The 20,606-nt window shown below is 70.8% G+C and carries 16 protein-coding genes; 11 read left to right on the forward strand and 5 right to left on the reverse strand.

Annotation, left to right across the window (positions count from 1 at the left end; all coding sequences use genetic code 11):
- The first annotated feature begins 44 nt into the window (after window positions 1–44).
- Window positions 45–314, forward strand: a complete 270-nt coding sequence (locus tag ACZ6R6_RS20555) for a DUF3017 domain-containing protein (protein WP_470095466.1) — start codon at window positions 45–47, stop codon at window positions 312–314.
- Window positions 315–427: 113 nt separating this feature from the next.
- Window positions 428–1,642: an NADP-dependent isocitrate dehydrogenase gene (locus tag ACZ6R6_RS20560; RefSeq protein WP_470095468.1), complete on the forward strand. Its 1,215-nt coding sequence runs from the start codon at window positions 428–430 to the stop codon at window positions 1,640–1,642.
- Window positions 1,643–1,846: 204 nt separating this feature from the next.
- On the opposite strand, the gene ACZ6R6_RS20565 is transcribed toward ACZ6R6_RS20560, so the two are convergent.
- Window positions 1,847–3,421, reverse strand: coding sequence for a sigma factor-like helix-turn-helix DNA-binding protein (locus ACZ6R6_RS20565; protein ID WP_470095470.1), 1,575 nt, complete (start codon window positions 3,419–3,421; stop codon window positions 1,847–1,849).
- Window positions 3,422–3,613: 192 nt separating this feature from the next.
- Between ACZ6R6_RS20565 and ACZ6R6_RS20570 the strand changes: the two genes are divergently transcribed.
- The gene (locus tag ACZ6R6_RS20570; RefSeq protein ID WP_470095472.1) at window positions 3,614–5,854 is read left to right on the forward strand and encodes a bifunctional serine/threonine-protein kinase/glutamate ABC transporter substrate-binding protein; all 2,241 of its coding nucleotides are present in this window, start codon (window positions 3,614–3,616) and stop codon (window positions 5,852–5,854) included.
- Here ACZ6R6_RS20570 and ACZ6R6_RS20575 read toward each other — a convergent pair.
- Window positions 5,841–6,365, reverse strand: coding sequence for a PadR family transcriptional regulator (locus ACZ6R6_RS20575; RefSeq protein WP_470095474.1), 525 nt, complete (start codon window positions 6,363–6,365; stop codon window positions 5,841–5,843). The two genes, ACZ6R6_RS20570 and ACZ6R6_RS20575, sit on opposite strands and share 14 nt — an antisense overlap.
- Window positions 6,366–6,420: 55 nt before the next feature.
- Between ACZ6R6_RS20575 and ACZ6R6_RS20580 the strand changes: the two genes are divergently transcribed.
- The 3 genes from ACZ6R6_RS20580 (at window position 6,421) to ACZ6R6_RS20590 (ending at window position 10,060) form a co-directional block, all read left to right on the forward strand.
- A complete protein-coding gene (locus ACZ6R6_RS20580; protein ID WP_470095476.1) occupies window positions 6,421–7,884 on the forward strand; it encodes an MDR family MFS transporter in 1,464 nt (487 codons plus the stop codon).
- A gap of 41 nt (window positions 7,885–7,925) precedes the next feature.
- On the forward strand, window positions 7,926–8,903 hold the full coding sequence (locus ACZ6R6_RS20585; protein ID WP_451931757.1) for a malate dehydrogenase: 978 nt from the start codon (window positions 7,926–7,928) through the stop codon (window positions 8,901–8,903).
- A 338-nt stretch (window positions 8,904–9,241) separates the two neighbouring features.
- Window positions 9,242–10,060 carry a COG1361 family protein gene (locus tag ACZ6R6_RS20590; protein WP_470095478.1) on the forward strand — a complete coding sequence of 273 codons (819 nt, stop codon included), beginning with the start codon at window positions 9,242–9,244 and terminating at the stop codon, window positions 10,058–10,060.
- 105 nt (window positions 10,061–10,165) lie between these two features.
- Here the strand turns inward: ACZ6R6_RS20590 and galE are convergent, their stop codons facing one another.
- Window positions 10,166–11,125 (reverse strand): UDP-glucose 4-epimerase GalE, encoded by a 960-nt coding sequence (galE, locus tag ACZ6R6_RS20595; RefSeq protein WP_470095480.1) that lies wholly within the window; start codon window positions 11,123–11,125, stop codon window positions 10,166–10,168.
- A 122-nt stretch (window positions 11,126–11,247) separates the two neighbouring features.
- On the opposite strand from galE, the gene ACZ6R6_RS20600 reads away from it, so the two are divergent.
- The 3 genes from ACZ6R6_RS20600 to ACZ6R6_RS20610 all read left to right on the forward strand — a co-directional run bounded on the left by ACZ6R6_RS20600 (window position 11,248) and on the right by ACZ6R6_RS20610 (window position 14,842).
- A complete protein-coding gene (locus ACZ6R6_RS20600) occupies window positions 11,248–12,675 on the forward strand; it encodes a hemolysin family protein (RefSeq protein ID WP_470095482.1) in 1,428 nt (475 codons plus the stop codon).
- A 122-nt stretch (window positions 12,676–12,797) separates the two neighbouring features.
- The gene (gene trpS, locus ACZ6R6_RS20605) at window positions 12,798–13,802 is read left to right on the forward strand and encodes a tryptophan--tRNA ligase (RefSeq protein ID WP_306859322.1); all 1,005 of its coding nucleotides are present in this window, start codon (window positions 12,798–12,800) and stop codon (window positions 13,800–13,802) included.
- A 107-nt stretch (window positions 13,803–13,909) separates the two neighbouring features.
- Window positions 13,910–14,842 carry a YihY/virulence factor BrkB family protein gene (locus ACZ6R6_RS20610; protein WP_470095484.1) on the forward strand — a complete coding sequence of 311 codons (933 nt, stop codon included), beginning with the start codon at window positions 13,910–13,912 and terminating at the stop codon, window positions 14,840–14,842.
- 222 nt (window positions 14,843–15,064) lie between these two features.
- Here ACZ6R6_RS20610 and ACZ6R6_RS20615 read toward each other — a convergent pair whose 3' ends face one another.
- On the reverse strand, window positions 15,065–16,168 hold the full coding sequence (locus tag ACZ6R6_RS20615) for a D-alanyl-D-alanine carboxypeptidase family protein (RefSeq protein WP_470095486.1): 1,104 nt from the start codon (window positions 16,166–16,168) through the stop codon (window positions 15,065–15,067).
- 94 nt (window positions 16,169–16,262) lie between these two features.
- Here ACZ6R6_RS20615 and ACZ6R6_RS20620 point away from each other — a divergent pair, with 94 nt between their 5' ends.
- Window positions 16,263–16,481 carry an SCO4848 family membrane protein gene (locus ACZ6R6_RS20620; RefSeq protein ID WP_470095488.1) on the forward strand — a complete coding sequence of 73 codons (219 nt, stop codon included), beginning with the start codon at window positions 16,263–16,265 and terminating at the stop codon, window positions 16,479–16,481.
- Here the strand turns inward: ACZ6R6_RS20620 and ACZ6R6_RS20625 are convergent.
- On the reverse strand, window positions 16,440–17,855 hold the full coding sequence (locus tag ACZ6R6_RS20625) for a peptide ligase PGM1-related protein (protein ID WP_470095490.1): 1,416 nt from the start codon (window positions 17,853–17,855) through the stop codon (window positions 16,440–16,442). The genes ACZ6R6_RS20620 and ACZ6R6_RS20625 overlap by 42 nt on opposite strands.
- A 481-nt stretch (window positions 17,856–18,336) precedes the next feature.
- Here ACZ6R6_RS20625 and ACZ6R6_RS20630 point away from each other — a divergent pair, with 481 nt between their 5' ends.
- The gene (locus ACZ6R6_RS20630) at window positions 18,337–19,575 is read left to right on the forward strand and encodes a M20 family metallopeptidase (protein ID WP_470095492.1); all 1,239 of its coding nucleotides are present in this window, start codon (window positions 18,337–18,339) and stop codon (window positions 19,573–19,575) included.
- Window positions 19,576–20,606: the final 1,031 nt, after the last annotated feature.

The following is a 20,606-nucleotide window of genomic DNA, read 5'->3' on the forward strand; positions in this document are numbered from 1 at the left end:
CGGGCGACGAGTGCGCGAATGAACGGCGGCCATGGGTGGGAGCGGTGAGCACAACTGAAGATCGCTGGAGACCGTATCCGCTGGTGCTGGCGGGTGCGATCCTGGCCGTGACCTTTGCCGTCCTGCTCGACCCCGAGTGGGGTGGATTCTCTCTCGGTGTGGTCATGACGCTGGGGGCCGTGCTCCGGCTGGCGGGCAGCGGACTGCTCGCCGTACGGACCAGGTCGACCGACGCCGTCACACTCGCCGTCTTCGGCGTCGCGCTGATGGCCGGCTCGCTGGTGCTCCAGTATCCGGCGCTCATGCCGCTCTAAGCCGGACGCACGGGTGGATCGCAAGCCGCCTGAACCCGTCCGATAGCCTCAACGGCCAGTGAGCCTCAAAAGGACTGTCTGGCCAGTGTTAGTTCAGAAGGGGAACCACACGCATGCCCAAGATCAAGGTAGAGGGCCCCGTCGTCGAGCTTGACGGCGACGAGATGACCCGGATCATCTGGCAGTTCATCAAGGACCAGCTGATCCTTCCCTACCTCGACGTCGACCTGAAGTACTACGACCTCGGGATCGAGCACCGTGACGCCACCGACGACCAGGTGACGATCGACGCCGCCAACGCGATCAGGCAGTACGGCGTCGGCGTCAAGTGCGCCACGATCACCCCGGACGAGGCACGGGTCGAGGAGTTCGGCCTGAAGAAGATGTGGAAGTCCCCGAACGGGACGATCCGTAACATCCTCGGCGGTGTCATCTTCCGCGAGCCGATCATCATGTCCAACGTGCCGAGGCTCGTCCCCGGCTGGACCAAGCCGATCATCATCGGCCGTCACGCGTTCGGCGACCAGTACCGCGCCACCGACCTGAAGATCCCGGGCGAGGGCACGCTGACCCTCACCTACACGCCGAAGGACGGCTCGGAGCCGATCGAGCTCGACGTCTACGACTTCCCCGGGGCCGGCATCGCGATGGCGATGTACAACCTGGACGAGTCCATCCGCGACTTCGCCCGCGCCTCCATGCGCTACGGCCTGTCCCGTGGCTACCCGGTCTACCTCTCCACGAAGAACACGATCCTGAAGGCCTACGACGGCCGCTTCAAGGACATCTTCGCCGAGGTCTTCGAGACCGAGTTCAAGGCCGAGTTCGAGGCCGCCGGCATCACCTACGAGCACCGCCTGATCGACGACATGGTCGCCGCGGCGCTCAAGTGGGAGGGCGGCTACGTCTGGGCGGCCAAGAACTACGACGGCGACGTCCAGTCCGACACCGTCGCGCAGGGCTTCGGCTCCCTCGGCCTGATGACCTCGGTGCTGATGACCCCCGACGGCCGGACCGTCGAGGCCGAGGCCGCCCACGGCACCGTGACCCGTCACTACCGTGAGCACCAGAAGGGCAACCCCACCTCCACCAACCCGATCGCCTCGATCTTCGCGTGGACCCGTGGCCTCCAGCACCGTGGCAAGCTCGACAACACCCCCGCGGTGATCGACTTCGCCGAGAAGTTGGAGCAGGTCTGCATCGAGACCGTCGAGGGCGGCCAGATGACCAAGGACCTCGCCCTTCTCGTCGGCGGCGACGCCAAGTGGCTGACCACCCAGGACTTCCTGGCGGCCCTGGACGAGAACCTGAAGAAGAAGATGGCCTGAGGCGTGTTCTGCGGATCCTCACCACGGTGAGGATCCACGGACGCGCCCCGGCCGTCCGCCGGGAACGCAGGAAGGGCCGCCCATCGGGCGGCCCTTCCCGTTTTCCGCCCTCAGCCCGGCACGCCTGCTCCGGCGCGGCGGCGGGCGATCTCAGGCCGTCTCAGGCCGTCCGCAGGCCGGCTCTCCACAGCCCCCGCGCCGGCCTCAGCCGGCCGTCACCGCGCCGAGCACGATCAGGCTGTCGTCGGCGAGGCCGGTCACGCGGTGCGCGCGGCCGGTCACGGCGTCCATCCTGAAGAAGCCGGCGGGGCGGCCGCCCGCCTTGGCGCTCAGCCGGACGACGACCTCATGGGAGTTCAGCCAGCCGACGACCTCCGCCTTGGCGGGGCCGCCCAGGGAGGGGAGGGGCAGGCGCTTGAACACCTGCCGCGACCGGGCGTCGACGATGTGGAGGCTGTCGCCCCCGGCCTCCTCGGCGCCGACCGCGGCCGCGTGCCTGCCGCTGGGGGACTCGCGCCAGGCGCGGTAGCTCTTGCGGAGCCAGCCCGCCGCCTTCTCCGCGGCCGTCGCCTGCCCGGCGGGCAGTGACGTCATGGTCCCGGTGGTGAAGTCGGTCCGCAGCCGGCGCGCGCCGAGCGCGACGGTGAAGTGGCGGCCGTCCGGGGAGACGCTCACCCCGGTGCCGGTCTCGGTGTCGGAGGGGGCCAGCACGGGCGTCAGATACCGCTTCACGCCGCTGTGTAGGTCGTGGGCGACATATCGCCCCTCCGCCGCACTGAGATAGGCGATGCGGTGCCCGTCGGGGCTGAGAGCCGGACTCAGCCGCCAGGAGCTCCGGCCGTCGCCGTGCGCCAGCCGTTCGGCCGCGTCGGGCACGCTCACCGTGGACTCGCAGCGGCCCCGGCCCGTGCAGCCGGCGGGCTCGCCCGCCGAGCCGGCCGGGTCGCCGCCGGCCAGCTTGAGCGTCCAGCCCGCGCAGATGACCTTCCCCGCCTTCGGGGGCGTGGAGGCGTCGCCCGCCGAGCCGCCGTCGGGACACCGCTTGGGCACCGCGTAGCGGATCGCGAGGGAGGTGCGCGGGGCCTGCCAGGGCTTGAGGCCGGAGTCCGGCTCCGGGCTGCCGGTCGGCTCCGGGCTGGTGACCACCCGCATGGCCTCCGGGGCGTCCGCCGGATGGGACCGGTTCGGCTCGCCCAGTGCCGAGTTCCACACCACTCCCTGCGAGAACAGGGTGAAGGCGGCGATGAGGCCGATCGGGACGAGGGCCGCGATCGCCGTCAGGAAGGCCCCGCGGTTGCGGCGGCGCCGTAGCGTGCGCACCGACCGTGCGGTGAGGTCGGGGACCGACGCCTCGCCCGCCGCGGTCGCCAGCCTCGTCTTCAGCCGGGCCACGTTGCCCTTGGTGAGCGTGGCCACCGCCTCGGTGATCTCCGTTTCCACGGTCTCCACCGGGATGCCGAGGAGGGTGGCCATCTCGGCGTGGGTCCTGCCGTCATGGATGCACGCGACGGTGAGGAGGCGCTGCCGGGGCGGGAGCCGTACCAGGGCGGTGGCCCCCGCGGCGGTGGGCTTGCGGAGGAAGCGGCGATAAAGGGCGATGTGGGCGTGTGTGGTGGTGTTCTCCCAGAGGGTGGGGGGCCAGCTGAGGCCGACCGTGCGCAAGGACCACAGGGCCAGGCGGATGGCCTGCTCGTGGCTGCCGGTGAGGAGGAGGGCCGTGCCGACGAGGGAACGCTGATCGCGCTGAACGAATTCGCGATAACCGATATATCGGCGCATGAGGGATTTGCTCCGGCTTGCGTGAGGGACGGTCAACGGTAGTGATCTAAGCGGTTGGGGCGCCAGCTTGGGTTGATTGTCGCTAATTGGGTGGTTGGTAGGCCCGCCGACCCCCATCGCCGTAGGTGATGGGAGGTCACTAGGGAGTAACACGGCGGGCGGTGGAGCTACGGCATCGTAAAGTTTGGCTGGTTGGAGATTTACTACACCGTAGGGACGATGATGCCGGAGATCGCGCCGCTGGAAGCGGGGGAACCGCACCGCCTGGGGCCGTTCCGCGTCCTCGGCCGGATCGGTGAGGGTGGGCAGGGGATCGTCTACCTGGGGGTCAACGAGTCGGGGGAGCGGGCGGCGATCAAGTTGCTGCACGTGAAATTCTCCGGCGACACGACGGCCAGATCCCGGTTCGCCCGCGAGGCGCGCGCCGCCCAGCGGGTCGCCTCGTTCTGTACGGCGGGCGTGGTGGACGCCGATCTCGAAGGCGACACCCCCTACATCGCGAGCGAATACATCGAGGGCAGGTCGCTGCGGGAGGTCGTGGAGACCGACGGCCCGCTCCGGGGCACCGCGCTGCAGCGGCTGGCGATCGGCACGGCCACCGCGCTGACCGCGATTCACCACGCCGCGATCGTGCACCGCGACTTCAAACCGGACAACGTGCTCATCGCCGCCGACGGCCCCCGCGTGGTGGACTTCGGCATCGCCCGCATCCTCGACTCCACCGGGACGATCACCAGCCGGGCCATCGGCACCCCGGCCTACATGGCGCCCGAGCAGATCTCCGGCGCCGACGTCGGGCCGCACACCGACGTCTTCGCCTGGGGGGCGACCATCGCGTTCGCCGCGACCGGGGAGACGGTCTTCGCCGGCGACTCGATCGCGGTGGTGCTCAACCGCATCCTCAACCACGAGGTGGACGTCAGCGTCATGCCGGAGCCGCTGCGCGGCGCGGTCCGCGCGGCCCTGTCCAAGTCGCCCGCCGCCCGCCCGTCGGCCGACCAGATCCTGCTGCGGATGCTCGGCCACCCCGAGAGCGTGGACGCGTCGCCGGCCGTCCTCAACGAGGGGGCGCAGGTCGCCGGCCCCGACTCGGACGAGGCCACCCATCTCATGCGGATACGGGGCGCGGCCCCGGACCGGCCCGCCCCCAACGCCCCGCCCGTGCCGTCCACCGGCTTCCGCGCGCAGCCCCCGGGCCCCGGCGAGCGCCCGTCATCCCCGGCCTATGACGAGCATCCGTCCGCCCCGGCTTACGGGGAGCATCCGTCCATTCCGGGTCATGGCGGGCGCGGTCCTTCCCCGGCGTACGGGGAGCAGCCGTCCTTCCCGGCGTACGGCGAGCGCCCGTCCGCCCCGACTTACGGGGAGCATCCGTCCTTCCCGGCGTACGGCGAGCGCCCGTCCGCCCCGGCGTATCGCGAGCAGCCCCCGCCTCCCGCCCACGGCGAGCGTCCGTCGTTCCCGGGGCACGGCGGGTCCTCGACCGTCCCGCCCCCGGACTGGCAGACCACGCTCACCGAGCACGTCATGGACGTGGAGCCGCCCCGGCCCTCCCGGAAGGGGCGCTGGGTCGCGGCCGCCGTGGCCGTCCTGCTGGTCGCCGCCGCCGTGGCGGCCGTCGTCGTCACCGGCTGGCCGCCGAGCCTGGGCGCGGGTGCCGAGCCCACCGCGTCCGCCCCGGCGGAGTTCACCTCGGTGGTGGACAAGGCGGCCCGGACCGGCAAGCTCACCGTCGGCGTGCGCGGCTTCCTGCCGGGCATCGCGCTGGACAGCGGCGGTAAGTGGAGCGGGTTCGAGGTGGACCTCGCCACCGAGATCGCCAAGGCGCTGCAGGTGCCCGCCGACGGCGTCACCTTCCGGGCGACCAACCGGGAGGAGCGGCCGGGGCTGCTGGCCTCCGGTGACGTCGACCTGGTCATCTCGACCTACTCGATCAACGACGGCGACGACGTCACCTTCGCCGGGCCGTACTATCTCGCCCACGTCGACGTGCTCGTCAAGGCCGGATCCCCGATCGTCTCCGCGGCCGGTCTGGAGGGCGGGCGGCTGTGCCAGCCGGCCTCCAGTTCCTCGGTCCGCGTCCTGCAGGAGACGGTGAGCCGGATCGAACTGGTCCCCGCCCAGACCTACACCGACTGCATGAACAAGCTGCTGGCCGGCGAGGTCGACGCGGTCCCGGGCGACGACCTGCTGCTGGCCGGGTTCGCCAACCGGGAGAGCCTCCGCTACAAGGTGCTCGGCCTGAAGCTGACCGACGAGCGCTACGCGGTGGCCATGAAGAAGGGCGACAGCCGCACCTGCAAGGCCGTGCAGGGCGCGATCGCCGATCTCTACGACAGCGGCGTGATCAAGAAACTGCTCGACAGGCACTTCTCCCGGGTCGACTTCGCCACCCGCGAGGACAGCCTCCCGGCCATGACTAGCTGCGGCTAGACCCCTCGATCTCGGCCGCGGTCTCTTCGGCCCAGTCGCGCATCAGCCGCGTCTGACGGATGCCCAGCTCCAGGGCGTACTGACCGAAGCCGGGCTTCTTCCACGAGGACCTGGCCGCGCGTATCGCCTCCAGCTCGGCCAGCCTGACGCCGTAGGACTCGGCCTCCACGCGGAGCAGCGCCGCGGCCTCGTGCGGCTCCAGCGTGGGCAGCAGGAAGGCCCGCAGCACCCCTTCGCTGCGGTAGGACCGTGACGGTCCCTTCTCGATCAGCCAGCCGCGCAGCTCATGCGTGCCCTCGTCGGTGATCGCGTAGGTCTTCCGGCCGCGCGGGCCCTCCTCCTCGACCGTGATCAGGCCGTCGGCGGCCATCTTGTTCAGCTCCGGATAGATCTGGCTGTGCCGGGCCTGCCAGGCGTTGTTGATCGAACTCTCGAACAGTTTCGTCAGGTCGTAGCCGCTGGCGGGGCCGGAGACGGTCAGCAGGCCGAGGAGCGCGATCCGTAGGGACATGCCCTCATCATAATTATCAATTGACACGTCAAAACTGACACGTCACTATCAACATGTGTCTACTGACGTATCGCCTCCTCTCGCGGCGTCCCCTCCCAAACCCAAGAACGGGCTGCTCCTCCTCGCCGTCCTCGGCGGGATGTTCCTGGCCATGCTCGACCAGACGATCGTCGGGACCGCCCTGCCCCGGATCACCCAGGAGCTCGGCGGCGTGGGCCTCTACACCTGGGTCGTGACGGCCTATCTGCTGACCTCCACGATCACCGTCCCGCTGTACGGCAGGCTGTCGGACACCTACGGGCGCAAGCCCCTGCTGCTCGTCGGCGTCGTGCTGTTCCTGCTCGGCTCGCTCCTGTGCGGCCTCGCCCAGGACATGAACCAGCTCATCGCCTTCCGGGCGCTGCAGGGCCTGGGCGCCGGGGCGCTGCTGCCCCTCTCTCTGGCCCTGGTGGTCGACCTGTTCCCGCCGGACAGGAGCGGCCGGGTCCAGGGCGCGATGGGCGGGGTGATGGCGCTGAGCTACATCGCCGGCCCCTTCCTCGGCGGCGTCTTCACCGACCAGGCGAGCTGGCGCTGGGCCTTCATGGTCAACCTCCCCATCGGCCTGGTCCTCATCGCGATCGTCGTGGCGCGGCTGCCGCACGTGGCCGGCCAGGGCCGCGGCACCCGCCCCGACTACCTCGGCATCGCCGTCTTCAGCGGGGCGATCGGCGCGCTGCTCGTCGGCCTGACCGAGAAGGGCCTGGACGGCCACACCTGGACCAGCGGGCCCGTGCTGTGGCCCATCGTGGCCGCGGCCGTGCTGCTGGCGCTGTTCGTCCTCGTCGAGCGCGGGGCGGCGGAGCCGATCATCCCCCTGGAGCTGTTCCGCAACCGGACCTACACGCTGGCCAACGCGGTCTCCTTCTGCACCGCGTTCTGCCTCTACGCCGGGGTGGTGTTCCTGCCCCGCTACTTCCAGGAGGCCGTCGGGCTCAGCGCCACGGACTCGGGTCTGCGCATCTACCCGCTCATGCTCGGGATGGTGGCCGGCAGCGGGATCGCCGGGGCCCTGATGTCCAGGACCCAGCGCTACAAGCCGTGGCTGATCGCCGGGGCGCTGCTCATGGCGGTCGGGGCGCTGCTCTGCGCCGGGATCACGGTCGGGACCCCGGGCCTGGCCCTAGCCGGGTGGATGGCGCTGCTCGGCCTCGGCATGGGGCCGATGCTGTCCGGCCTGACCGTGGCGGTGCAATACTCGGTCCCGCCGCGGTTCACCGGCACCGCCAGCGCGAACCTGACCTTCTTCCGGCAGATCGGCGGCTCGGTCGCCCTGGCCCTCGCCGGTACCTTCTACGCCTCCGTCGTCGCGCAGGAGGCGCCCGTCCACGGGCTGCCGGCCGCCCATGCCGCCGCCACCGCGAGCGTCATCCCCTGGCTCGCCGTCGGCGGGGCGCTCGTCGCCCTCCTGGCGCTGATCGCGCTGCCGGGAGGCCGGATCAAGGCACTCGCCGCAGGACCGGCGACACTGGACGGGTAACATCCGAGCGTCACAGTTCATCCTTCGAGTGGGGGAAGGTCATGGCCCAGACTCCCGTAAAGGTCACCGTCACCGGCGCCGCCGGTCAGATCGGCTACGCGCTGCTGTTCCGCATCGCGTCGGGCCAGTTGCTGGGCGCCGACGTCCCGGTCAAGCTGAGCCTGCTGGAGATCCCGCAGGCGGTCAAGGCCGCCGAGGGCACCGCGATGGAGCTCGACGACTGCGCGTTCCCGCTGCTGAGCGGTATCGAGGTCACCGACGACGCCGGCAAGGCGTTCGACGGCGCCAACGTCGCGCTGCTGGTGGGCGCCCGCCCGCGCACGGCCGGCATGGAGCGCGGCGATCTGCTCCAGGCCAACGGCGGCATCTTCGGCCCGCAGGGCAAGGCCATCAACGACAACGCGGCCGACGACATCCGCGTCCTGGTCGTGGGCAACCCGGCCAACACCAACGCGCTGATCGCCCAGCAGCACGCCCCGGACGTCCCGGCGGAGCGCTTCACCGCGATGACCCGCCTGGACCACAACCGCGCGCTCTCCCAGCTCGCCGCCAAGCTCCAGGTCCCGGTCACCGAGATCAAGAAGATGACCATCTGGGGCAACCACTCCGCCACCCAGTACCCCGACCTGTTCCACGCCGAGGTCGGTGGCAAGATCGCCGCCGAGCAGGTGGACGAGGCCTGGCTGCGCGACACCTTCATCCCGACCGTCGCCAAGCGCGGCGCCGCGATCATCGAGGCCCGGGGCGCGTCCTCGGCCGCCTCCGCCGCCAACGCCGCGATCGACCACGTCTTCGACTGGGTCAACGGCGCCGAGTGGACCTCCGCCGCGATCCCCTCCGACGGCTCGTACGGCGTGCCCGAGGGCCTCATCTCCTCCTTCCCCGTCGTCTCGCGCGGCGGCAAGTGGGAGATCATCCAGGGTCTGGAGATCGACGCCTTCTCCCGCGAGCGCATCGACGCCTCAGTGCGTGAGCTCGAAGAGGAGCGCGCCGCCGTCCGCGAGCTCGGTCTCATCTGATCCCGGCCTCGTGTGAGCCCGGCCCCGGCTGAGCTCGATCCTGTCCGAGCCCGGCCCCGGCCGGGCTCACGACGGCTCCTCCGCGTTCAAGGGAAGGGGCCCCGGTCCGCCGGGGCCCCTTCCGTGTCTCCGGGGCCCGGTCCATGAGACTCGACGTCCCCGAGATCCCGCCTCCCCGCGGGCTGGAGTCCCCGCCGTCCTGTCTCCCGTGGGTCAGCGTCCCGGTGGCCGGGGCGCCCGCCGTGGCGGAGCGCGCGGCGATTTGGCGGCGTGTCGAACATGCCGTCCGGCGGCCCCCCGGCGTTAAATGATCATTGAGGGTCGGGGGATCGGTGTTCATGGCGCATGGTGCGGCGCGGGTCGTCGTTGGAATAGTCAGTCTTGCTCTCGTCGGAGTGCCCGGAGCGGTGCTGGCCGAGCCGGGGAGAAACAGTCCGGGCGGAGCCGATCTGTCCGTACGGCTGGAGAACTCGCCGAGGATCGCGCAGCCGGGGCAGCCGCTCCTCTACCGGGCGGAGGTGCGCAACATCGGGCCCGAGGACGCGGTGCTGCCCCTGCTCACCGTCCGGGTGCCCGAGGGGGTGGAGATCCTCCGCGTCGACGTCGCCGAGTGCCGTCCGGGCGTGACGGCCAACGAGGTGGTCTGCGCCTCCCCGCAGGACGTCATGGCCGGCGGCAGTGGCGGGGTGACGATCAGCGGCCTGGTCCGCCCGGGCGCGCGCGGCCCGCTGGAGGCGACCGCGACGCTCTCCTCGGAGATCGTGGACGGCAACGAGGAGAACAACTCCGCCCGGACGCTGACCCCGGTGGACGAGGGGGCCGACCTGGCGGTCCGGCTGTCGCGCAAGGCGCGGGCCGGCCGGCTGGTCATGATGGGCGCGGTCGTCCGCAACCGGGGGCCCCGGGTCGTCCGCGACGCCGCGCTCTTCTTCCACACCAGGAGCGCGCGTTTCCTGTCGGCGCGGGGTGCGCGGTGCCGGTCGTTCCCCGGGCTCGTCGGCTGCAGGCTGGGCGCGGTCGGCTCCGGTAAGCGGGTCAGTCTCCGGCTGGCCTTCCGCGCCCAGCGGCGCGCGCTGCGGGCCAAGGCGACCGTCTACTCCACTCACGTGGGCGACCGCCGCCCCGCCAACAACATGGCCCGCATCAACCTGCGCTAAGCCCTGTCCCCGGCCCTCCCGCCTGTCGCGGCCCCAGGTCTCCCGCCTGACGGGCCTACCCGGGCGGCGCCCGGCCGTGGACGGCCGGGCGCCCGCCGCGGTCGGTCAGCGGGGCAGCGCGGCCCAGGCGTCGGCGACGATGTCACGGACGGACGGGTGCTCCGGCTTCCACCCGAGTTCGCGCTGGATCCGCTCCGAGGAGGCCACCAGCACCGCGGGGTCCCCGGCCCGGCGCTCGCGCACGACCGCCGGGATCTCGTGCCCGGTGACCTCGCGGCAGACCGACAGGACCTCCTGCACCGAGAAGCCCGTGCCGCTGCCCAGGTTGTAGATCTTGTGCTCGCCCGCCGAGCAGGCCTCAAGCGCCAGCAGATGGGCCCGGGCCAGGTCGCCCACGTGGATGTAGTCGCGGACGCATGTCCCGTCGGGAGTGGGGTAGTCCGTGCCGAACACGCTGACCGACTCGCGCAGGCCGAGCGCGACGGCGAGGACGTTAGGGATCAGGTGGGTCTCCACGGAGTGCCGTTCGCGGTAGACCCGGCCGTCGCCGCCGGTGTGGGCGCCGCCCACGTTGAAGTAGCGCAGGCTCACCGCGGCCAGGCCGTACAGCCCGGCGAAGGTGGTCAGCGCGGTGTCGACGGCGAGCTTGGACGCGCCGTAGGGGTTGGTCGGCCGGGTGGGGTCGGTCTCCGCGATCGGGGAGCGCTCCGGCTCGCCGTAGGTGGCGGCGGTGGAGGAGAACACGATCCTGCCGACCCCGGCGGTCCGCATGGCGTCGAGCAGGGCCAAGGTGCCGCCGAGGTTGTGCGCCCAGTAAAGGCCGGGCTTCTCCACCGACTCGCCGACCAGGGACTTCGCCGCGAAGTGGAGCACGCCGTCCATCCCGGGCAGCACGTCCGCGGCCTCGGTGATCGACCCCTCCACGAAGCGCGCGCCCGGCGGCACCGCGTCGGCGTGGCCGGTGGACAGGTCGTCCAGCACGGTGACCTGGTGGCCCGCCTCGACGAGTTGCGCCGAGACGACGCTGCCTATGTATCCGGCGCCTCCGGTGACCAGCAGCTTCACAGAGCCTCCTGTTTGATGGTGTCTGAATGTGTTTATTTTTGTAAGGCTACTGCCAGCATATGCTGGCTCATCAAATATCGGCCACAGTCGGAACGGGCGACGGCCATGACGGAGACAGTCTCGTGAACAGCGTCCTGGCGAACATCGCCTTGGTCATGCTTTTCGTATTGATCGGGGGGTTCTTCGCCGCCGCCGAGATGGCCATGGTCTCCCTCAGGGAGAGTCAGGTCCGCAGGATCGGCACCCGGGGCCGCAGGGGAGCGCGGGCGGCCAAGCTCGCCCGTGACCCCAACCGCTTCCTGTCGGCGGTGCAGATCGGCGTCACCGTGGCGACCATGCTGTCGGCGGCGTTCGGCGCCGACACCCTCGCCCAGGACCTGATCCCGGTCGTGGACGGATGGGGTGTGCCCGACGCCGTCGCGGCCCCTCTCTCCCTGGTGCTGGTGACGCTGGCCATCTCCTACCTCTCGCTGGTGCTGGGCGAGCTCGCGCCCAAGCGGATCGCCCGGCAGCGCGCCGAGGGGATCTCGCTGCTGGTCGCGCCGTTCCTGGACCGGATGGCCGCGCTGTCGCGGCCGGTCATCTGGGCCCTGTCCAAGTCCACCGACGGCGTGGTCAAGCTGCTCGGCGGCAATCCCGAGGCCGACCGCGAGGAGATCTCCACCGAGGAGCTGCGCGACATGGTGGTCGGCCACCACGAGCTCGCCGCGGACGAGCGGAACCTGATCGCGGAGGTCTTCGCCGCGGGCAAGCGGCAGCTCCGCGAGGTGATGCTGCCGCGCACCGAGGTGGAGTTCATGGCGGCCGACACCCCGCTGGCCGAGGCCGCCGTCCTGGCCGCCGCCATGCCGCATTCCCGCTTCCCGATCTACCGCGACTCCTACGACGACATCGTGGGCTTCATCCACATCAGGGACCTGCTCGACCCGGTGCTGACCGGGTCCATCGAGCCGATCAGCGAGCTGGTGCCGATCCGCCCGGTCAAGCTGGTCCCCACCAGCAAACGGGTGCTGCCCACGCTGTCGGAGATGCGCGGCGAGGGGCACCACCTGGCGATCGTGGTCGACGAGTACGGCGGCACCGCCGGCATCGTCACCCTTGAGGACCTGGTCGAGGAGCTCATCGGCGACATCCGCGACGAGCACGACGTCGAGGACGAGCAGGTCGTGCTGCCCGCTGGAGAGGTGGAGCTCGACGGGCTGGCCAACCTCGACGAGGTCGCGACCGAGACCGGGATCCGGCTGGCCGACGGCCCCTACGAGACCCTGGGCGGGTTCGTCATGGCGGCCCTGGGGCATCTGCCGACGCTGGGGGAGCGAGTGGAGATCCCGGGTTTCGAGATGTCGGTCACGGACATGGACGGCCGCCGGGTCTCCCGGGTCCGCATCAAGCGCCGCACCCCTCCGCCGGAGGCGCCCGCCGCTCCCGGCCCGGACACGCCCGCCCCTCCCGGCCCTGGGACGCCCGCCCCTCCCGGTCCGGGGCCGTCCAGCGCCCCCGATTCCGGGTCGTCGGCCGCCCCCGGCCCGGGGACCCCCACCGCTCCCTGAGACCCCGGGGACGCCCACCGCTCCTGAGAGTGGGGCCCGTCGGCCGCCTCCGCACCGGAGACGCCGGCTGCTTTCGAGTCGGAGTCACCGATCACTCCCGACACCTGACACAATTACGTGCTATGGCCAGTCCCCGTGTCCTCTCCGGAATCCAGCCCACTGCCGACTCCTTCCACCTGGGCAACTACCTCGGTGCCGTGCGGCAGTACGTCGCGATGCAGGACGGCTATGACGCGTTCTACTGCGTCGTCGACCTGCACGCGATCACGGTGGACTACCAGCCCGAGACGCTGCGCAGGCGTTCCAGGGTCGCCGCCGCCCAGCTGTTCGCCGCCGGCCTGGACCCGGAGCGCTCCACGGTCTTCGTGCAGAGCCACGTCCGCGAGCACAGCGAGCTGGCCTGGGTGCTGATCTGCCTCACCGGCATGGGCGAGGCCGGCCGGATGACCCAGTTCAAGGACAAGTCGGCGAAGACCGGTGAGAGCTCGGCCAGCGTCGGCCTGTTCACCTACCCGATCCTGCAGGCCGCCGACATCTTGCTCTACCAGGCCGACCAGGTCCCGGTCGGGGCCGACCAGAAGCAGCACCTGGAGCTCACCCGCGACCTCGCGCAGCGCTTCAACCACCGCTTCGGCGAGACCTTCACGCTGCCCAAGCCGCACATCGTCGAAGGCGTCGAGAAGATCACCGACCTGCAGGACCCCACGGCCAAGATGTCCAAGTCGTCGTCCTCGCCCGGCGGCATCCTGGACCTGCTGGAGCAGCCGGGGCCGCTCCGCAAGAAGATCATGCGCGCGGTCACCGACACGGGCTCCGAGGTCCTCGCCGACGACGAGAACAAGCCCGGCATCACCAACCTCCTGCGCATCCAGTCCGCGCTGACCGGCACGCCGATCCCCGAGCTGGAGGCCCGTTACGCCGGGCAGGGCTACGGCACCTTCAAGAAGGACGTGGCCGAGGCCGTCGTGGAGACCTTCACGCCGATCCGGGAGCGGACCGAGAAGCTGCTGGCCGACGAGGCCGAGCTCGACAAGATGCTCGCCGCCGGCGCCGCGCGGGCCCGCGCCGTGGCCGCCGAGACCATGACCAGGGTCCGCGACCGGGCGGGATTCCTGCCCACCCGCTGACCCGCTGACAGCTCGATCCCCCGACACCCAGCGGCCCGCCGGGCGACCGCCCGCGGGAGGTGCCCGGCCCCGCGCACGGCGGGGCGGTAATTGGGTAGGTGACGCGGGTGACGAGCGTGCAGGAACGGATCGAAGTGTTCCGTGAGTGGGGCCGGTCGAGGATCGGCTCCACCCGGATCCGGTGGCCCTGGTTCGATCATCTGATCAGGACCGTGCAGCGATACCAGATCCAGTCCGGTGACCGGCTGGCCGGGGCGGTGACCTACTTCGCGTTCCTGTCGTTCTTCCCGATCATCGCGCTGGCCTTCGCGGTCTTCGGCTACTTCCTGTCCGTCCGGCCGGACGCCGTCAGGACCCTCCAGCGGGCCATCGACCAGTATCTCCCCGGCCTCGCCGACCAGCTCCCGATCCAGCAGATCGCCGACTCGCGGGCCAGCGCCGGGATCATCGGCCTGCTCGGCCTGCTCTACGCCGGGCTCGGCGCCGTCGACGCCCTGCGCGGCGCGCTCCGCGAGGTCTCCATGACCGCCGAGGCGCCGCTCAACTACTTCCTGGCCAAGCTCCGCGACCTGGCCGCCCTGGTCCTGGTCGGCGTCACGATGATCGCCTCGGTGCTGGTCGGCGGCTTCGCCACCCAGGCCGGCGGGACCGTGGCCGGATGGCTGGGCCTGTCGCAGTCGGTGATCGGCAGCAATTCGATCGGGCTCGTCGGCCTGGTGGTCAGCGTCCTGGCGGACACCGTGCTGTTCGTGATCATCCTGCGCTGGATGGGCCGGTCGAGGCAGCCGCTCCGGGTCGTGCTGCGGGGTGCGTTGCTGGGCGCGCTCGGCTTCGGCATCCTCAAGCAGCTCGCCGCGTTGATCCTGGCCAGGACGTTGAACAACCCCATCTACGGGGTGTTCGCGGTGATGGTCGGGCTGTTGGTCTGGATCAACCTGTCGGTCCGGGTGATCCTCTACGCGGCCGCCTGGACGGAGACCTCCTCGCTCGGCCCGCCCCCCGAGCCCACCCCGATCCCCGCCGCGGGCGTCCCTCTCTAACCTTTAGCCGCTCCAGCGGACCCGACCGCCCCTTTTGTGGCCGTAAGCCTGTCCGTGCTCATAAGGGACATTTGGCGGCCCGGTGGGCCCGTCCGCGGCCCCTCACCCGTCTACGGCCCCTCACCCGGCCGGGTTCCTCACCCGGCCGGATCCTCAATCCGGCCGGGCCCCTCACCCGGCCGTGCCGCTTGGACGTGCCGCCTGGACGTGCCGGGCCCGCGCCTAGCGGGACCGCCTGCGCATGCCGTACACCAGCCAGATCCCGCCGCCGAGCAGGCCCGCGCCGAGCACGTAGAGGCCCACCGGGATGGCCGCGGGGGAGCCGTCCCCGGAGGCCGGGGCGGCTCCTGTGCTGCCGGGGCGGGGCGCCGGTGACGGCGGCGTCGCGGGCGGGGTGGTCGGGCCGGTCGGCATGGGGGCGGCCGCGGGGAGCGGGTCCACCAGCCGGCCGACCGGGGTGATCTTTCCGCGGGTGGCGAAGCCCCAGTCGAGCAGGTCGGCGACCTCGTCCCAGAAGTAACCGTCGTGCCGCATGATCGACACGATGACGGTGTGCCCGTTCCGTTTGGCCGCGCCGACGAAGCTGCCCATGGCCTTGGACGTCCAGCCGTTCTTGACGCCGATCATGCCCTTGTAGCGCCAGAGCAGCTTGTTGTGGTTGCCGATCTCGTAGTAGCCCTTGGGCGCGGGAAACTTATCGGTCTTCGTGCTGATATAGCGCCGGAAGTCGGCATTGGCCAGTCCGGCCCGCGCGATCAGCGCCAGGTCGTAGGCCGAGCTGCTCTGGCCGGGCTTGTCCAGCCCGCTCGGCGTCTTGGCCACCGTGTCGAGGGCCTGCAGCCGCTTGGCCTCGGCGTTCATGTCCTTCAGCGTCTCGGCCAGGCCGCCGTTGGCCTCGGCCAGCGCCATCGCGCAGTCGTTGCCCGAGACCAGCATCAACGCCTTGAAGAGGTCCTCGACGGTGTAGATCGGTTTGGAGACCAGGCCGACGGCGCTGCCCTCCTCGTTCACGGCGCGGTTGCTCGGCCTGACCTTCCGGCTCTTGTCGAGCTTCGGGATGAGGGTGAGCGCGGTCAGGGCCTTGAGCGTGCTCGCCGGCAGGTATCGCCCGTGCGGATCCTTGGCGGCGAGGACCTCCCCGGTGTCGGCGTCGGCGATCACGTAGGCCTTCGCGGCCGTCTTCGGCGGCGCCTTCACCCCTGTGGGGGCGATGATGCCCCGCTCGCCGAGCTCGTTCCCGCCGACGGGCGCTTTCTCGGCATATGCGGGAACGCCCAGGAAGGCGGTCGCCGCGAGCAGCACCCCGACGGGCGCGACGTGTTTCATCCCCATAGTGATCTCAGGGTAGCTTCGTGCCGATTCACATGCCGTGCCCCACACGCTGACCAGGGGACACATCAGGTAACGGAATACTGATGTCATGCAAATGTCGCGAAAGATCGCCGTATTCCTGCTCGCCGTCGCCGCTTTCATGGTCTTCGAGTGGATCAATCTCGGCTTCAACCTCGCGGGCGGACACCCGACGGCCTTCTACGTGGTCCACGGCATCCTGATCGCCGTGAACATCGTCCTGGCGATCGTGCTCGGCGTGATCGGCCTACGCGGACTGGCGAAGCGCCCGCAGGGTCCTTCGGTGTAGCTCGGCGGCCTCCTCGGCCGAGTCGCCGATGCTGGTGAAACCGAGTTTGCCGAACTCCGGGACCGCGCCGAGCAGGTGCAGCACGTTGCCCGTGCGGGTCTCGCGGTCGAAGCCGAGGCCCTTGTCGTGGACCAGCTTGACGACCTCCGCGGGGGTGCGGCCCCGCAGGCAGGGGGCGGTGCAGTTGTCGGTGGCCACGTAGCACTTGGGCTGGTCGCCGTACATGAGCGTGCCGGTGCCGGGATCGTAGGCGGCGCCGGTGGTGAGCAGCGCGGCGCCGAACGGGTGCGTGGTGCCGCCGATGCGCAGGTTGACCTCGCACAGCAGGGCCCGGTAGCCGGCGTCGGTCTTGACGGCGAAGAAGTCCATGCCGAACAGGCCGACCACGCCCCGTCCGGCGAGGACGCGGGCGATCCGCTCGGCGCACTCGCCCACCTGGGCACGGTAGTCCGGATGGGCGGGGAAGGCGCAGCCCTGGTAGACGTCGCCGTTCGGGCCGCCGAGGAGCTGCTCGTGCGTGGCGACCACGTCGTAGGCGCCGCCGGGGGTGATCCTGGCCAGGGCGCTGGGGGAGCGCAGCGGCCGGCCCTCGACGAACTCCTCGATCACCGCGCCCCGTTCGGCGATCTTCTCGGCGAACGTCGTCCAGGTCTCACCCGCCGCCGAGAAGCTCGTGTGACAGGCGGTGAGCGGCCGCTCGTCCTTGATCACGATGGCGTTGCCCAGCCCGGAGTAGCTGTTGTTGAGCTTGACCATCAACTTCGTCGTGGGGCTCAGCGCGCGGGCGGCGTGCTCCACCTCGGTCAGCGACCGCAGGTCGGCGAAGCCCCGCGCCATCGGCACCTCCGCCTCCTCGCCGACCATGCGCCCGCCGCTCTTGGAGCCCAGGTGGGCCAGCGAGGTGGCCGGGCCGTAGATCGGCAGGCCGAGGACCTCGGCGAGCCGTTCCTCGTGCTCGCTGACCACGAACGGCACCATCCAGGCGTCCGCCGTGCCGCCGAGCGCCGCCCGGATCCGCCCGACGACGTCCGGACGGCGTAGCACCGACACGGTGAGCGGCTGCGTGCGCGGATCATCCAAACTGATCATTTGCAGGCGGGTGCGGGCCTCGTCGGGGTCGTCGAGGAAGCTCAGGTAGTAGTCCACGATCGCGGTGTCCACCGGCGCCGAGGACAGGTAGACGACTCCGACGCCCGGCTGCCTGAGGGTGAGCAGGAGAAACAGCAGCCGCTCCTCGTAGCAGAGGGCGCCGGTGATCCTGCGCAGCTCGTCCTGGGGGAGTGAGAGTGACGGGATGACCACCAGGGTCCCCTCGTTCGGTTCGAAGATGCTTAACCCGGCGTGCTTCTTTCCGAACGGGATTTTAGTGATCATATGCGGAGTGAAGCACGCATTCTTCCGGTTTGCATCACTCTCTCGGGTTCGATGACTGGCACCTGAGGTGACGTAAATTGCCAGGTCGTCAATGTTTCAACGGAGCCACGGACGGTCACCTCGGGGGCCGCACCACCCGGTACGGCTACCGCCCCTAGCCAATCCGGGTCATCGGCTCTGGTCCGGGTGGGTCACGAGGCACAGGAGTAGTGGATGGGACGGCAAAACATTTGGTCTAGATGTCGGCGGGCGGCCACGGAGGAGAGATAAAGTCGATGTCATCGTCAGCGCGCCGGTGGTCTCACCCTGGTCCGCCGCTCCCGCGCCGGCGATCCGTCAGTCGCGCCGGCACGGCCCACGGCACCCACTCCGGCCCACCGGTGCGACGATCAATTTTCGGGCTGTCTCATGGATCGCGTGATTCTGGGCAGTGGCACGGTGCGTCGAGATCAGGCTGCTGGCGCGGATGGGATGGTGACCAATGCGGGGGCGTAATTTTCGGGGAGAACTCGACACGTTCCTCGCCGGGCATGAGCAGGACCTGATCGGCTTCCGCCGCGACCTGCACATGCATCCCGAGCTCGCGTTCGCCGAATACCGCACGACGCAGCGCGTCGCCGACCGCCTGACCGCGGCCGGTCTCATGCCCTCGGTCCTGCCGCGCGGCACCGGTCTGATCTGCGAGGTCGGCAGCGGCGACGGGCCGACCGTGGCGCTGCGGGCCGACATCGACGCGCTGCCCGTGCCGGACGAGAAGGACGTGCCCTACAGCTCCACCGTCCCCGGCGTGTGCCACGCCTGCGGCCACGACGTGCACACCACGATCCTGCTCGGCACCGCGCTCTTCCTCGCCCAGCAGGCGGAGGCCGGGCTGCTGCCCGGCCGGGTCCGGCTGATCTTCCAGCCCGCCGAGGAGCTTCCCGGCGGGGCGCTGGAGGTCATGGCCTCGGGCGGGATCAGCGGTGTCGACCGGATCTTCGGCCTGCACTGCGACCCCCGGGTGGAGGTCGGCAAGGTCGGCCTCAAGGCCGGGCCGATCACCTCCGCCTGCGACAAGGTCACGATCCGGGTGAGCGGCCCCGGCGGGCACACCGCCCGGCCGCACCTCACCGCCGACCTGGTCTTCGCCCTCGCCAAGATCCTCACGGAGCTGCCCGCCGGACTGTCGCGCCGGGTCGACCCGCGCTCGTCGCTGAGCCTCGTCTGGGGCCGGGTCGAGGCGGGCTCGGTGGCCAACGCGATCCCGGACGACGGAGTCGCCGAGGGCACCGTGCGCTGCCTGGACGAGGACGCCTGGCACGCGGCCCCGGAGCTGATCAAGGGGCTGCTCGACTCGGTCGCGGGCGCCTACGGGGTCGAGGCCCGGATGGACTACGCCCGCGGTGTGCCGCCCGTCGTCAACGACAAGGTCAGCGTGCAGATGCTGACCGAGGCCGCGATGGGCGTGCTCGGGGAGGGCTCCGCCGTGCCGACGCAGCAGAGCCTGGGCGGCGAGGACTTCGGCTGGTATCTGGAGTCCGTCCCGGGGGCATACGCCCGGCTGGGCACCCGCAAGCCGGGCTCGGACCACCTGGCCGACATCCACCAGGGCACCTTCGACGTGGACGAGACGTGCATCGGCACCGGCGTGCGGTTCCTGGCGGCGACCGCGCTGACCGCGCTCTGGGAGGGGCGGCGCCCCACCTCGGCCGAACCGGTCGCGGGCATCGCGATGTCCTGAAGGGCCGGGGGCCGTCCGGCTCCCCCCGGAGGGCGGGGAGCCGGACGGCACGGCGGCCGGGGGACCAGCCGTCAAGGATCGGAGTCCGGCGAATGTCGTCGCCGATAATCGTGGACGTCGTCCGCGGCCCTGCCCGGCCGCTCCATTTCACTCGACGTCGACTTCACTCGACGTCGACGGCCGGACCCGATCCGGACCCGATCCGGGCTGACGGATGTCGCCGGCGCGGGATGCGTCACGTTGTTCTCCGCGTTTTCCGCGCACCGCCGGACGGGCTCACCGAACGGAATTCGCCGGCGCCTTCGCAAATGCTCTGATGCTTGCATTGTGGTGGTCGGGTCGGTGAGGGGCGGACGCACCCGGGACCTGCTCCGCTGACGGCCGGGCGGGCGCCCTGGCCACCGGCTGTCAGCTCACGTGGCACGGTTCCCCCTGATGGAGGCGGGTTCCGGCTGATCTTCCGAGGCGCGCCGCATCGCGCCGCGGTCGCCTCGGCCCTCCGATCCGGGGTGGGCCGAGCTCCGGCCGGGCGGCGACCGGGCGGAGGTTTCGCTCCTTCCCCGGCCGCGGACGCGAATGTTCCCCGGCCACGGACGTCAATGCGCGCCATGGCGTAACCGGCGGTCAATTCGGCGGGCGCCGGGTGTTTCCTCCAGGAGGCACGGCCGACGGGAGGCGGCAGATGTCTTCCATGGTTTGATCAGACGCCCAAGGCGGTCGCGGTCGCTTTTCTCCACCGGGTCTGATTTTCTCTACCGGGTCCGCTTTCTTTTCTCCGCCGGATCCGCGTCCTGCGACGCTGAGCTCTCTGCGGTCGCGGTCATCACTCTTTCCGGCCACGGCCGCCGACGGGTCGGCGCGGGCAGGGCCGCAGAGAAGATCGTTCGTGATCGGCCGCCATATCGTGACGCCGGACGGTGCTACCGGCGGGTAGGATCGGCCGCCTTCCTGTGTCACAAGGCGGCGTGAGCTGCATAACGGACCTATTTCGGACCCGTGCGCTGGTTTGGTCAACCCTGGTCGACCAACTA

This window comes from Streptosporangium sp. NPDC048886 (assembly GCF_055586905.1).